General features: G+C 49.9%; 14 protein-coding genes and 1 pseudogene. 9 read left to right on the plus strand and 6 right to left on the minus strand.

The genetic code is table 11. The features are described from left to right. Positions 1 to 4: 4 nt before the first annotated feature. On the plus strand, positions 5 to 1,507 hold the full coding sequence (locus NL112_RS17495) for a flippase (protein ID WP_255150137.1): 1,503 nt from the start codon (positions 5 to 7) through the stop codon (positions 1,505 to 1,507). 2,162 nt (positions 1,508 to 3,669) lie between these two features. Here NL112_RS17495 and NL112_RS17500 read toward each other — a convergent pair. From NL112_RS17500 to NL112_RS17510, 3 genes are all read right to left on the minus strand, one after another. Then, on the minus strand, positions 3,670 to 4,788 hold the full coding sequence (locus tag NL112_RS17500; protein WP_255150138.1) for a glycosyltransferase family 4 protein: 1,119 nt from the start codon (positions 4,786 to 4,788) through the stop codon (positions 3,670 to 3,672). A gap of 135 nt (positions 4,789 to 4,923) precedes the next feature. Then, the gene (locus NL112_RS17505) at positions 4,924 to 5,832 is read right to left on the minus strand and encodes a glycosyltransferase family 2 protein (protein WP_255150139.1); all 909 of its coding nucleotides are present in this window, start codon (positions 5,830 to 5,832) and stop codon (positions 4,924 to 4,926) included. A gap of 39 nt (positions 5,833 to 5,871) precedes the next feature. Then, entirely contained in the window at positions 5,872 to 6,948 is a 1,077-nt protein-coding gene (locus NL112_RS17510) for a glucose-1-phosphate thymidylyltransferase (protein ID WP_255150140.1), read from the minus strand. A 157-nt stretch (positions 6,949 to 7,105) separates the two neighbouring features. Between NL112_RS17510 and NL112_RS17515 the strand changes: the two genes are divergently transcribed. Then, a complete protein-coding gene (locus tag NL112_RS17515) occupies positions 7,106 to 7,966 on the plus strand; it encodes a class I SAM-dependent methyltransferase (protein ID WP_255150141.1) in 861 nt (286 codons plus the stop codon). Between the two features lie 774 nt (positions 7,967 to 8,740). Here NL112_RS17515 and NL112_RS17520 read toward each other — a convergent pair. Further along, complete coding sequence (locus tag NL112_RS17520) at positions 8,741 to 9,367, minus strand: DUF6735 family protein (RefSeq protein ID WP_255150142.1); 627 nt, start codon at positions 9,365 to 9,367, stop codon at positions 8,741 to 8,743. Positions 9,368 to 9,521: 154 nt separating this feature from the next. On the opposite strand from NL112_RS17520, the gene NL112_RS17525 reads away from it, so the two are divergent. Then, on the plus strand, positions 9,522 to 9,881 hold the full coding sequence (locus NL112_RS17525; protein ID WP_255150143.1) for a hypothetical protein: 360 nt from the start codon (positions 9,522 to 9,524) through the stop codon (positions 9,879 to 9,881). 138 nt (positions 9,882 to 10,019) lie between these two features. Here NL112_RS17525 and NL112_RS17530 read toward each other — a convergent pair whose 3' ends face one another. Then, positions 10,020 to 10,184 (minus strand): hypothetical protein, encoded by a 165-nt coding sequence (locus NL112_RS17530; RefSeq protein WP_434084189.1) that lies wholly within the window; start codon positions 10,182 to 10,184, stop codon positions 10,020 to 10,022. Between the two features lie 31 nt (positions 10,185 to 10,215). On the opposite strand from NL112_RS17530, the pseudogene NL112_RS22975 reads away from it, so the two are divergent. The 6 genes and pseudogenes from NL112_RS22975 to NL112_RS17555 form a co-directional block, all read left to right on the plus strand. Beyond that, positions 10,216 to 10,296 (plus strand): annotated as a pseudogene (locus tag NL112_RS22975) (DUF7558 family protein); the annotation flags it as partial. A gap of 94 nt (positions 10,297 to 10,390) precedes the next feature. Then, on the plus strand, positions 10,391 to 10,750 hold the full coding sequence (locus tag NL112_RS17535) for a MarR family transcriptional regulator (protein WP_255150144.1): 360 nt from the start codon (positions 10,391 to 10,393) through the stop codon (positions 10,748 to 10,750). Further along, on the plus strand, positions 10,747 to 11,088 hold the full coding sequence (locus tag NL112_RS17540; RefSeq protein WP_255150145.1) for a hypothetical protein: 342 nt from the start codon (positions 10,747 to 10,749) through the stop codon (positions 11,086 to 11,088). Before NL112_RS17535 ends, NL112_RS17540 begins: the two co-directional genes overlap by 4 nt. Positions 11,089 to 11,187: 99 nt before the next feature. Further along, positions 11,188 to 11,427 (plus strand): hypothetical protein, encoded by a 240-nt coding sequence (locus NL112_RS17545; protein WP_255150146.1) that lies wholly within the window; start codon positions 11,188 to 11,190, stop codon positions 11,425 to 11,427. Positions 11,428 to 11,463: 36 nt separating this feature from the next. After that, positions 11,464 to 11,997 carry a DUF7342 family protein gene (locus NL112_RS17550; protein ID WP_255150147.1) on the plus strand — a complete coding sequence of 178 codons (534 nt, stop codon included), beginning with the start codon at positions 11,464 to 11,466 and terminating at the stop codon, positions 11,995 to 11,997. An 8-nt stretch (positions 11,998 to 12,005) separates the two neighbouring features. Continuing rightward, entirely contained in the window at positions 12,006 to 12,440 is a 435-nt protein-coding gene (locus tag NL112_RS17555) for a toxin-antitoxin system TumE family protein (protein WP_255150148.1), read from the plus strand. 547 nt (positions 12,441 to 12,987) lie between these two features. On the opposite strand, the gene NL112_RS17560 is transcribed toward NL112_RS17555, so the two are convergent. Next, entirely contained in the window at positions 12,988 to 13,176 is a 189-nt protein-coding gene (locus tag NL112_RS17560; protein WP_255152618.1) for a helix-turn-helix domain-containing protein, read from the minus strand. Between the last annotated feature and the right edge of the window lie 519 nt (positions 13,177 to 13,695).

Below are 13,695 nucleotides of genomic sequence, written 5' to 3' on the forward strand. Positions count from 1 at the left end.
TATTATGTCGTCTGGCGAATCTCATGATATCACTTCGGCACTCAAAGAGATATCGATTGGAGGTATTACTATCATCTTAGGACAGATTGCCGGGATGGCGCTTAAATTCATTAGCGAGATCGCCATTGCACGCTTCAGCAGTGTTAAAACATATGGAGTGGTTTGGCTTGGATTCTCTGTCCTCACAATCCTGGGAATCATTAGTATCTCAGGAATGGATACAGGCGTTGCCAGGCTTTTGCCGAGCGAAGATGAAACTGGACAAACTAATCTTCTCTTTTCTTCCTTACTCTACGTACTCAGCACATCTCTCGTTCTTGTGGGACTGGGGTATGTTGTCGGTCCGTCCTTTATCGAATGGGCCGGGCTTTCGCTTCGCTTTGAAGAAATTGCTCCTTTCCTCCTTGTGCTACCATTCTTTGGTCTTTTCAAAGTGTTTGTGGGAAGTACCAGAGGATTCTCTCAACCAAGATGGAAAGTATATACAATGAATCTTCTAATCCCAGTAAGCCGATTAATATTTGTCCTTACTATCTCCCTATTTGCTGTTGGTGCAGTTTGGTACTCGGCCGCGTATGTTCTTCCATTCGTCCTTGCCGCTGTGCTAGGGGTAATCCTTCTTTCTAGTACAGTAAAGTCATGGACACTTCCCGAGTTGCGGACGGACCTATATCGATTTTCGTTCCCATTGGTGGTATTAGGATTATCTACGACACTTATGAGTACGGTTGATAATCTTCTGTTAGGTTATTTTACGTCGACAGCAGAAGTTGGAATATATAATGCGGCGTTCGTTCTCTCCGGGCTTGCTATGTTATTGATGAATTCAGTTGGCTTTCTTTTTATGCCAGTTATAAGCAAAATGGCTGACAAAGAACAGATTGATGAACTGAAATATATCTACCAGTTAGCGACTAAAAATATATTATATTTCTCACTTCCAGTTATCTTAATACTTGTTTTGGTGCCAGATGCAGTTATTGGGTCATTGTATGGTCAAGATTATACAACCGCTGCAATGGCTTTGCAAATACTTGCGATTGGGTATTTTATTAACATAATTTTCGGACGGAATGGAGATATTCTCCTCGCGATGCAACACAATGTTCTTACTTCGATGAACTCTGTAATCGGTCTAGCAGTAAATCTAGTACTCAATCTTCTTTTAATACCAAAATTTGGAGCTATTGGCGCTGCCTTTGCGACTACCGCCTCAATGGCCTTTATCAATACTATTTCAGTGATTGAGGGATATTATATGTACCAGATTCATCCATTCCATGTTCAATTAAAGTACACTCCTTTACATATCCTACCTCTTGGAGGAATAATTTGGGCCAGTAAACAATATTTGAACTTTTCAATCACCAATTTAATTATATTAGGGACCATATGCATTCTAATTAATATCTTATTATTGTGGACTAGGGATTACTATGATGCCACAGAGATGAACATTATTTATAGCTTTTACGAGCATGCGATATCAATGTTCAAGGGACGATGATATATGCTAAACAGAGATCGAGACCACCGTGATTTAGACTATTGGCGTCGCTCCAATAATCGGCTATCGAATTTTTGAGACAGTAGCAGGATAGCGGATCCAGAAGCTAATGTCTCCATTTTGATATATTTGCGATGAACTTTGGCGAAAATCATTGAGTTGCTGGCGGTTTGACGACGCTTTACTGGGGGCCTTCTGAAACTGTGATCGCTTAATTTCGAGATCATCGATTACGTATATTGTGTTAGGAGGTCGATTATCTACTTGCCATGAGTAGGATTCCTCGCGCAATCGCCAAGCAATTTGGCCAGTATATGGGCTATCTCCGGCCCATTCCCTATCGGTTCGGTAGCCAAACAACCCTCGTGCCAACCAAAACGTCGTTGAGGTACCTGTTACTCGTTGTTCCGCTGACCGGTGCTGATGAAGCCACTGGTAGCCGTCTACTTGCTCTCCGGTGGTGCTGGAGGCGATGGAACCCTGGAGTGGGGATGGATACGCTATTAACACACCCGGCAGGACGAGACCTATAACCAGCAATATCGCCATTGCTACCCGGTATCGGGAGTCTGGTTGATCGAGGGGCCTGAGGGCGTTGATTACTGAAGGGATGAGAATCAACGGAAGGATAACGACCACCCTTCTGGTATTCAGACCACCTGACTGAAGTACGAGATCAACTAACACAAATAGCATGGAGATAATTCCAGTCATTAAACCGGAGGCGATTAGTGGTGTTCCGAGGCGGCGGTTTCGAAGTTGCGCCACCACTCCCAAACCGACCGTAGCACTGAGCATGAGTAGGTAGCTTGTCCGGCGGAGTACCTCTGACAGAGCCTGGACTATCAGCGGCAGTATCGTTTGCTTCGTTCGAACGGATGACGGACTCACACCCTGACTGGAACTACCGTCGCTCAATATCGATGCTAACGTGCTGGTGAGGATTGTAATACCATTTCCAGTTATGGAAAACAGATATATTAAAAAGATTGAGCCAGTCGACAAAATTATTCCAATGGGTATCCAGCCCAACCGAAAGTCCGCCCACTCGCCGAGTCGTGTATAGTACGCACCCTGATTGACTACCCAAAACATTGCCAGTAGAGTAATTCCGAACAGCGCTGCTAGCAAATGATGCATCATTATCCCAATGAATAGCAAAAGTAAGATGAATCCAAATCTGCTGCTCCAGTGTGAACGTTGAAATCGGATTTTGACACCGAACCACCAAAACACGAGAATAAGGGGCCACCCGAATGAAAATGGCCGTGGAGCAATGTTCATCAAAAGAGCAGGAACAGCAATAATCACGATGCTATAGCGAGCTCTGCGTGGAGCGGGCAAGCACTTAGACACAATCACCATTAAAGGGAGACTCACCGAGACTGAGACAAAGGGAATAGCAGAAAGAACGTGATACTTGCTTAGTCCGGTGAGTTCGGAGATGGTGAGAATTAGCGTGTGGAATAGTGGATATGGGTTGTGGCTTGGATCAAGCCGCTGAGTTCGGAGATACCAAAGATGATTCCAAGGATCATGGTAGCCGTATGGGACACCCCATTGGGTCGATGGGAGGATAATTGTAAAGGCCGCAAGGAGTGCGAAGAGACAGGTCGTTGCCCAAGAAGCAACTCCTGCCCAGATGGCAATAATAAAAGCCAAGATGGCAGCAACAACCAGCGTCCAGAATATCGCATAATGGGAGTAGATATTAACCCATGGACCATCTGCAATTTGCTGAAACTGGAGAACCAGGACAGCCACAGATAAAATAATATATGGAATTATTACGACAGCCCTTCTGAACCGAGATAAGGTACGAACCCGGGAATCCACAGAGAACAATCAACCCACGCTACTAATTAACGGTGTTGTATTCGGCAAGGATAACCATTCGAATTGAATCAGGGTGACACACTTCGCAGGCAGAAACGTGCTCCCGCTACTCGACGACAACTAATTTTCAGTCTGTTCGTCACCGCTGTCAACAGTTATGTAGTGACACTTCACTACAATCTCTAGGGCGAGATGTGGCCTGAGGTCGTCCTCGTCTTTATATTCGGCATCCCCGTCGTCCCCACCGGAACCACCACGGTCCTCTACAGACTCTAACTGCTTCTCACCTCCACTGGCAGTAACAAGCAGGTTATTTACTTGCGGAATTAATGGGAATCGGCTTGAGCTAATTTGTAAGATAATTTCTTAAATTCCGCTCGGGCCTCTTCCAAAGTGTAACGACGTGTAACGAGTTCCCTTTGGTTCTGGACTATTGATTGTAATCCTTCGTGCGTGGAGACTCTATTGTAGGTGTTATAGATCGAATTGGGTTGATTATCGGGTAATTCAAATCCAATAATACCATCATCCAGTAAGTCGCTTAAACTACCAACATTCGTTCCAACGACGATTGCTCCACAGCCCATAGCTTCAATGGCTGTAGTCGGTAACCCCTCTGCATGTGAAGGCATAAATATAAACTTCACATCATTAAACACATCTGATATATCATTATGGTTTATCCAACCAGTCAACTCGATTTGAGGAATGTCCCCTACTATTTTACATACTTCATTGTATAGTGGGCCATTTCCTACCATTTTAATTCGGATATTTGGGTTAGTTTTTGCTAGCTCTTTAGCAGCTATTGAAAATTCAACTACACTCTTTACCTTCGTGAATCCACCCACAAATCCAATATCCACTTGACGGTCCTCAATACCGTTGTGGATGTCGAATTGGTCAAAATCACGATAATTAGAGAATGCGACATATGTATTATTGTTAGGTACTGTTCGTCTCTCAGAATCCGAAAATACTATTGCGTGATCAGAGAATCTAAAAGCTAAGTATTCTAAATAGTAGACAAAGTTGCTCAGGTATTTGGCCCCTGGACGTTCATTTGAGAATGCCCCCACTTTGATAACACTCGTTTTTAGTGGCAAAAGCCTACACATGACGACCGGAATAAAGTAAGACATTGCCCCTTTTTGAAAATATATGACATTTATTTCTTTCCTGTGTAAAAATATCTTAATGCAAGCAAATAGCTGTAAATATATATTGTCAATAATGCCAACGCCAGAGATATATGAGCCAGTCTGTTCAAATTTTGAAATCTTTGATGAGACGGATTCATCTGTATATCCACCACCAAACAAAACTAGTGGGTTAGAGATAGGTTGAAGGATATGAATGAACCTTTTGATGGGTTCTAATTGAGCATCATAGGTAGTAGGTGATGTGACAATTCCGACACCAAGATCTTCATGCTCATCATTCATTCATTCTGCCGGTGAAGCACAGATAGATAAAAACTATTCGGTCAAAGTTTGAGCGTCTCGCTGTCGACGTGGAAAATCTCATTATGAGAGTTACAACAATGTATACATTTTATGAATACTATTCAGCACTCACACCTAAAGAAGCTCTGTCGCAGATCGTTGCGTACCTGTATAGTAATCCATTAGCGCACGAAACATCGCTCTTATTAAATCCCATCGCCAGATACTAACCGAGTACATTAAAAATAAGAACCTATGAGAAATAAAATATATATAAAATATAAACCTATCTAAGCCCACTAGGTGGTTGTTGCCAAAATAAATGGTATTATATGTGTTGTGGTAAAATTGGAATCCATTTAAGTCCCCAGATGTGGAGTGAGTTTTATGAACAATCTCTGAATTCGGATTGACTATTAGACTCCAATTATTCTCATTAGCATAATGCGCTAACTCTTGGTCCTCTGATCCAAAGAAATAATCGTCATTTAATAATCCATATTCAGAAATAAATTCTGAATCTATTAACATTAGTGCAGAAATTATCCAGCCTGTTGAGTATTCTGAATCACTTTGGATCTTAGTAATACGATTTACTTTTGCCAGGCTAGGGTATAATTCTCCTCCAGCGAACCAGACATCTGATTTTCCGGGGTGGTATATTATACCGCTAACAGCCGCAACCCTCTCCCTCGATACAGCTGATTTAACGAGTGGCTGTAAAAAGTCCTCATCGACAATTGTGTCATTATTTAGCAAAAGTACATATTGACAATTATCGGATAGAGCAGCAGTTATACCGGAGTTACATCCACCAGCAAAACCAAGGTTTGTTTCGTTTTCTATAAATTTGCACCATCCAAATTCATTCTTAAGCCTAGAGAGCGAGTCATCGGTAGAGCCATTATCCACAACATATACCGTAAAATTTGGATAATTGGTTTTCTGAACCGACTCCAAGCAGCTTGAAGTATCATCGTAGTCGTTCCAATTGAGTATAATTATACCTACACTTGGTTTGGCGAAATATTCAGATTTATTCATAATATAATAATTATATCTTTTTAGACTGTTAGATATTATTTACTGTGGAGTACGGTGGTCGATTACTGAATCTTCGCCAAGAAGGAATCTATTGGGAGATCCCGATTCGTAATTACATATCTTAACCCCATCCGCCAATATACTATTTTCTAATATCGAATTCGATTCAATAGTTACGTTGTTCATAATTACGCTCGATTCAATTTGGGCGTCATGTATAGTGCAGTTATTCCCGATACTAGTAAATGGCCCAATTTTTGCATCCCCTTTAATCGATGAATTTTCTCCAATCAGTACTGGACCCTCGATAGTAGCGGTATCAGCGATCGAAGTACCTTTACCAATCTGGCACCCCGGTATATTATCTGATTTATCGGACACTTGCCCAAATTGTTTATTAGGTAATTTATCAAGGAATATTTTATTGGCGGTTATAACATCGTCTGGAGTTCCGACATCTTTCCAAAGTCCTTCCTGCACCTCCCAAAATACTGTTTCTTCTTTAACTAATCCGGCCAACGCGTGGGTCAATTCAAGTTCACCACGCCAAGAGGGCTCAAGGGATTCAATTTGTTCAAATATCGAATCAGTCAACGCAATCACACCGATATATGCTTTATCAGAAGCAGGTTCATCAGGTTTCTCCTGAATGTTTACGATACTATCTCCATCCAAATCGACTATCCCAAATCTTGAGGGTTCCTCGACCTCCTGAAGAATGAAACCCGCTGAATGGTGATTCTCGTCAAACGACTCAACTAAATTTCCAACAATACCCTCATTAATTATTGTATCTCCAAAATATACTAGAAATGGTTCATCGTTAACGAACTGTTTCGCGCAATCAACAGCATGTGCTAAACCAAGAGGTTCACCTTGATGGATATACGTAATATCCACTTCAAAATCTTTCCCATCTTCAAGAAAATTCTTAATCTTACTAGGGTATTGTCCACCTAAAACCACACCAATTTCCGTTATTCCTGCCGATTTTAAACACTCAACCGCATATTGTATTACGGGCTTATTTGCTACAGGGACAAGTTGCTTTTGCGTTGTATGAGAAATCGGTCTTAGCCTCGTCCCAGACCCACCTGCGAGAATGACTCCTTTCATAAGCAATTTGTTCCTGACCAATTAGATAAAGGTTATGTTTCTATGAGCCGGCGATAGATGAAGTAGTTTATAAAGAATTGCTTATTAAGGGAATATTTTTGTGGAGGTATAAATTTGAATCGGTGGCTATTTCATTATGCACTAAGGTCTCTCTGGCATGAACCCCGTCGAAAGCGCAATTCGAACCTATCAAAGAGGAGGACTAAAATTACTTTCTCGTGAATCATCAAAATATGCGATTTCTCAATTCCTGAGGCTCCCAATTATCGACTCAATAGCTTTTCAGAGATCACTCAAAGAAATACAAAAGAGAGCCGAACAGGAAGAAGGAATCGATGATGTTCTAGACACGATTCTGGATGTCCAGCCTGGTTATGGAGAGTATAAATTAACTGCTTTGCAATTGAGAGATGAACTACTTGAGCTAGCTCGCAATGTCCAACAACATGAACCAAAAGTAATCCTCGAAATAGGGACTGCAAACGGTGGTACATTCTACACCTGGTGTAGGCATGTCCAAAGCCTAGAGCATATTGTTAGTTTAGATCTCCCGGGAGGTAGATTTGGCGGAGGATATAATCAAAAAAAGACAGAGATATTCAAAACATTTTCAGATGATGCGACAATGGATTTTATCAGAGACGATTCCCATAATGAAACAACTCTGGAGAGAATAAAAATGGATGTGGTGGGCGAAAATAAAGTGGATTTTTTATTCATTGATGGAGATCATTCGTATGAGGGCGTGAAGAGTGACTTTCAAATGTACAAGAACCTCATGTCTGATGATGGATTAGTGGCATTCCATGATATTGTATTCCATCCAGATAATCAATCTGCGGTAAAGGAAATTGCTAGAAGATCAGATGCAGAAGATCGTCATCTAGAGTGGGGTTCTGCACACCCGGGCGTTAATGTTCATCAGTTCTGGCAGGAAATCCGTGAGAAGTATACAACCGATGAGATAATATCTCATCCTGACCAAACTTGGGGGGGGATTGGTTTGATATACTTATAGTACAATAACCCGGTATTCGCGAGTCAGCCACCCGAGAATCACGGTACCGCCCCTCGGTATCGAAGTACTACTTGAGCGTCTCTACAATCTCTTCGAAGACGAACACCTCGCCTGCATCACCGATTCTTTGCTTGTCTACATCGCTCGGCCCCATCCACCGCCACCACCGCTCGGAGGTCCTCCGTGCTCATTACCTGGAGAGTCGACAAGCCCCGGTTCGCCGGGCGTAGGGGTGAGATTCCATTGGCTGCTGACTCGGTTCGTCGCAAGTGGAGGAGAGACTATCGACAATGGACCGCTCGTTAGAAGCCGAGATTCCCTGATCTGGTTCCTCATCGCCGCCAGATTCAGAGGCCTTTTCTTTCAAAAAATCAGACTAGAATGGGTCCCAATTCGGCTTCCGGGTCCGTACGCTGAGGAGCATCGTCGTCGAACGCAGGCTACGACGATCTGGAGACCACGGGGTCGTCCGCAGTCTCTGTCGACTCTGAGTCCGCATCCGATTCCGGGCTCGATTCAGCGTCTGTGTCGGAGTGTGGAGCGTCTACGTCCATGTCCGACTTCGAGTTCCGTGTTCTCCTGAAGGGACTCAAGACAGTCGTACGTCGACGAAAGCCCCCGATTGGGCACCCACTGGGAACCCGTCCAATATCATTCAATTAACATCACTCGAAACAGAGTGCAAGTGAAAGGTTTTCCAGACTCAATACGTTTCCAAATATACTCAAACGTATCCAGAGTCGCGAGATCGATCACAATTCCGCGGATCAGTCCTCAGTCGATCGTGCCAAACAGCACCTCTCTGTCGGCGTCCGTCGTTGCCTGCTCCTGCTCGTACCAGAACTCCGTTGCGTCCTCAACATCGAACACGCCCCCATCGGGCAGCTCACTGACGTCGCGGTTCGTGCCCGCGAACTCACCGCGAGCGCGACCGTCCCCGACCGGCGCGCCGTCGTACCACCGCACCGTCCGCACGGCCCCGAACCCGACCGTCGGCTGCCGCTCGACCGTCTCCGAATCGTACTGCAGCCCGAACCACAGCGTCCGATACGCCGTCACGTCGAACGCCCGGTCGACCACGTAGAACGTCTCGTGATGCAGGTTATCGAGCTGCCCCGACAGTGCCTTCGCAAGCGTGACGCCCGTCTCGCGCGGAATCGGCTCGACGTCGGTCGGACAGCTCCCGTCGATGTGGTAGCTGTCACGGACTGACGCGGGATTCGAGCCGGTCGTCAGCGCCCGGTGGACCTCCCGGGCCCATTGCGATGGCGTGTCGCCACTGAACGGCGTCGCCTCGGTAACCCGATGTTTCAGCCTGAGGTTGCAGCCACCCCAGTGCGTGTAATGCAGGTTGTACGTGCCATCCATCCGTTCGTACGCAACGAGTGCTCTATGTCCCATCGAGTATCGAGGAACGCACTCCAGGGCGCCCCTCGCCCGTCAGGGGCGCACAAAATCCCCGAGTCCGACACCGGTGAAACCTAGTCGTGCGAAACTTCCCGAAAGGACCCTCGAAAACGTGGATTTAGGACACTGGCAGGTGAGTCGACCGACCATGACACGCTTCCGGCTGTTCAAACTCGCCCTGGACCCCGACAGCCTTGCTGACGTCCGAGCTCATTTCGATCACCTGGCCGAGAAACAGGACGCGTTCGAGCGCGGGCTCGCCCTCGAGAATATGAATGCGGAAGCGGCGTGGCTCGACGAGGAGGCCCCCGCACTGTATTATCTCCACGAGGAGAGTGAGGACTACCCCGCGGATATCGACCCGGAGGACGTCGACGACCCCGAAGTCATGGAGCTGAGCGAAACCCACCACGGCTTCTTCCAGGCGGTCGCTGCCGATGGCGTCGACCACCCCGACGATCTCGTCGAGTTCGAGTCCCTGTTCGCGGCATCGGCTCGCGACCGGTAGCATGCCCCCGAGAGCGCGGAATTCATTTCCACCAGCCGTGGCTCCCCACGACGATTCCGAATAGGGACCGGACGGTGAGAGACGTGATGGCGACGCCCATAGGACGCATCGCCTGCGATTGCTCGCTCGATGGTCCGTTCACACACTCGCCGCGACAGCGGCGATGATCCGCTCGGCTGTGTCGCTGATCCGACCGACTCGCTCCCGAAGCGCCTCGGGCTCATTGTCGCTCCAGGCGGCCAGATACAGCCCTGACCCGCTGGTATCTAACCCGAAATGTCGGCCGACGAATGTGGAGGTCACGGATCGGGAGACGACCGACCGGGCAAAGGCTCTGTGCGAGCGGTGTAGTCCAGGCGGATTCGCGACGTACTGGACGCGCGATCTCGAGGAACATCTCGTCGCGATGCCAGCGAGCGACCCTCTTCCGCATTTCTGGGCACGGAAACGCCCATCCACGGTAACAAACATGCCAAACGACTATGTTCCAACAGTCCCAACAGTGGTCTATGTCGAGCGGCGCCATCGATATCGACGAATTCGAGAACGCTGACGCTGACGAATTCGAGGAACGGAATGATACCGAGCGGATCGTGCTGTTCCTCGACAAGAATGACGACAGGGCGTGGAAGGCGGCAACGATCGCCGAGCAACTCGGGCTGGATACAGACGCCGTCAGTGCGATTCTCTCGCGATTGAAGGAACGAGGTCTCGTGCGGCATAAGCGCCCGTACTGGGCGATCACAGATGACGAGGAACGGCTTCAGGCGGCCTACCGGCTACACCGACACTACGAGACGGCAGACGAACAGTACGGTGAGGAGCGTCTTGAGGACCTCCAGACCGACGAGATGGAAAAAGTACAGTGACTGCATTCGGGGACTTGGAACGTGGCGACATCATCTGGGGGACCGACCCGCTCTCGGAGAAAGGTCGCCCGATGCTAATTCTGGGAGCGCCTCAACTCCCGAACCATGGTACTCAACTCATGACGGTCCTGCTCTCCACGAAGACCTACCACGAGGAGGCACTCCCACTCCGGGACGACGACTACGAAGGTGACCCACTCGGTGAACGAAGCCACGTCCTCCCATGGTCGCTTGCAACGCTCAATAGTGCTGCAGACGTCGAACACTATCTGACCGCTCTCGTTGACGACCGCACAGAAGATGTGGCGAGCCAGTTGATTGGCTACATCTCCGACTGATACCTGCCTAGCCCGGGCCGAGTGACTCACGTTGTACACAGGAAAACGGCTAAGTGGGTTAGCTCACGGTGCACACATCATAATACTGATAAGGAGCGCGTGCAGTTTCGGGCCCCCAACCGGCTCATCGACCGGGCCGACGCACTGGCAGCCGTCCTCGGGGAAGACCGAACAGACGTCCTCGTGACCGCGCTTCGGGAGTACCTCCAAGACGCCGCTCACGACGACGCACTCACCCAGGAGATCGCCGCCGCCTACTTGTTGGGTACTGCAGTGGTCCTCTCGAAGCCACCCAGCCGGTACCCTGCACGCACCACTACCCGGAATATTATTCCCTGAAGTAAGAACTATATCCGTTGCTCTGCAATTCCGAGTATGTCCGAGACGGACGCTGGGGATGGGCCGCCCCCGTTCGAGGATGCGTTCAGCAGCGACGACGTCGAGCAGCGCATCTACGGCACTATCCTACAGACCCGCGAGCCCACGGCGGCGAGCACGATCGCCGACAGCGCCGACTGTGACCCCAAGACCGCCCGGAAGTACCTCGGCTGGTTCGACGAGTTGGGAATCGTCACCAGACACGATGGCCATCCGGCCACCTACGAACGGAATGACGCGTATTTCGAATGGCGACGCATCAACCAGCTCGCAGCCGACCAATCCGTCGAGGACCTGCAGGCTCGCGTTCGTGAGCTGACGAGCCGCATCGCCGAGTACGAGGCGACGTACGACGCCGCGTCACCGGCCGCAGTCGACGCCGTCGCCGCCGCGGAGGGCAGCGACGAGCGAACCATCGACGACGTGTACAGCGACCTCGCCGACTGGGCGACCGCCCGCGAAGAGCGTGAGCGTTACGAACGTGCCCGCCAGCAGCGCACGGGTGGCGAGCGCGACCAAGCGTCTGGGTAGCCCACCGAATGGTACCACCGACAGGCGATGGCGGGAGCCCTGCCCCCATCGATCGTCCCATTCTTGAGTTCCTCCGGACGCGACTCCAAGCGACGAGGCAGGTCTCCCGAGCGACCATCACGGACGCCAGCGGCCATCTGGAACTTTACGTCGCCTTTGCCCTGTCGTACTACCCGGGAGCCGTCGACGAGGCGCAGTTGACCGTCCGTTGGTACACGAACGACGACTTCAAGATCCACTATCGAGAGCAGCACACGGACCACGCCTGGGAGTGCCGGTGGGACCGGCACCCGAATCCGCACAATACACGGGACCACGTCCATCCCCCGCCCACCGCCCCGACGCCCGGCGAGGACGCAGCGTGGCCGGACGACCATCGTGATGTCGTTGCGCTCGTCCTCGACGAAATCGAAGATCGAATCACGGCCTTGTGGGACGATTGAACCGCCTCGGGGCAGCCCCCGAGGCACTCGCCTTGCGTGTCTGCAGATTCACCTTCATTCCCTTCGAGCAAGCCCGGCGTGAGAACGGCTTCAGCTCCACCGAGGAATGTTCCCGGTTCGGTTCCGTCCGAGATGAGCTGGGCCGGATCTCTCCAGTTCATCCAGGTGTTCACGTCTCTAATGGACGTCTCCTCGTCGAACCGAACCAGGTTGACCTCCGCCTACCCAAACGATGTCACAACTGTGAGAGGAGGCTTCGTCTCACGACCACATCCAACGGCAGTTAGCCAATTTCAAAATAGTTGCGACGGAGATACCGCAAGCCGATGTTCTTCGAAGCGTTGCAGGACGCCATCCTACCTCGAATCTCCAGTTCACTCCGACAAATAGAGCTCCTGTACTGAGCAAGCTACGAACCGACTTGCCAATCACTATCAGTCACAACCGTTGGGTCACGGGATACGCTGGATACGAAGCTACAGCATTCCCCGTGAGCGATGGATTCCGGAGCACTGCGAACTGCGCTGTCCGAGACTCGCACAGACCGTCACAGCGAGGACGTAAATGCCGCAAGTTCCGCCCTGACGAGTTTCGCCTCGCCGTTCTGGAGATGGTCGCTCGCCGTGTTCGGCGCACAGCCCAACTCCTCGGCGATGTCGGCGTGGGTGGCTTCACGAGGCGTATCGTAGTATCCCAGCGCGACGGCTACTTGGAGCGCCTCTCGTTGTCGCCGGATTCACGTCGGCACTTGGAAACTGCTGAATCGCGTCAATCTGGACGGAAACGCTCGCTGGGAGGCCATCGATCGTCGATTGCAGCGTCTCCGGGTCCCCGACGATGTGGCCGCGGATACGGCCATCCCGGTAGACGAGCGGCCGCCGAACCACCAGCCCAGCGCGGTCGATCGCCGTTGCGGACCCCCCGAATATCGGGAGGGCCGCGTCACGTAGTTCGGTGAAATCGGGAGGTTCGAGTTGCGAGCAGTCCCCTGTTCGAAATCGTCGTTCCGACGGACACAGCACCCGCACACGAGACCGACCGCCGAGAGCAGCACGCAGGAGATGGTGGCTCCGGAGGCCCCCCGACCGAGGTCCGACATCTCCACCTCAGAACGCGTATCGAGCGATCTCCGTCGAGTGACAGCTGGGACACTCATCGGTCTCCGGTGAGACAGCCGTCCCGCAGACGCGACACTCGTGGAGGACGGTGCATCCGGAACTCCCCCTGCGGAGCAGCTCGAGCACCCCCATTCGAA

It is taken from the genome of Halorarius halobius (assembly GCF_024298865.1).
Lineage (GTDB): Archaea > Halobacteriota > Halobacteria > Halobacteriales > Haloarculaceae > Halorarius > Halorarius halobius.

What these genes read in the sequence shown, in the direction of transcription:
- NL112_RS17525 (WP_255150143.1), top strand. Translation starts at nt 9,522, where the DNA reads ATGACACGCTTCCGGCTGTTCAAACTCGCCCTGGACCCCGACAGCCTT.
- NL112_RS17535 (WP_255150144.1), top strand. Translation starts at nt 10,391, where the DNA reads ATGTCGAGCGGCGCCATCGATATCGACGAATTCGAGAACGCTGACGCT.
- NL112_RS17520 (WP_255150142.1), bottom strand. Translation starts at nt 9,367, where the DNA reads ATGGGACATAGAGCACTCGTTGCGTACGAACGGATGGATGGCACGTAC.
- NL112_RS17505 (WP_255150139.1), bottom strand. Translation starts at nt 5,832, where the DNA reads ATGAATAAATCTGAATATTTCGCCAAACCAAGTGTAGGTATAATTATA.
- NL112_RS17515 (WP_255150141.1), top strand. Translation starts at nt 7,106, where the DNA reads ATGAACCCCGTCGAAAGCGCAATTCGAACCTATCAAAGAGGAGGACTA.
- NL112_RS17495 (WP_255150137.1), top strand. Translation starts at nt 5, where the DNA reads ATGTCGTCTGGCGAATCTCATGATATCACTTCGGCACTCAAAGAGATA.
- NL112_RS17555 (WP_255150148.1), top strand. Translation starts at nt 12,006, where the DNA reads ATGGTACCACCGACAGGCGATGGCGGGAGCCCTGCCCCCATCGATCGT.
- NL112_RS17510 (WP_255150140.1), bottom strand. Translation starts at nt 6,948, where the DNA reads ATGAAAGGAGTCATTCTCGCAGGTGGGTCTGGGACGAGGCTAAGACCG.
- NL112_RS17500 (WP_255150138.1), bottom strand. Translation starts at nt 4,788, where the DNA reads ATGAATGATGAGCATGAAGATCTTGGTGTCGGAATTGTCACATCACCT.
- NL112_RS17550 (WP_255150147.1), top strand. Translation starts at nt 11,464, where the DNA reads ATGTCCGAGACGGACGCTGGGGATGGGCCGCCCCCGTTCGAGGATGCG.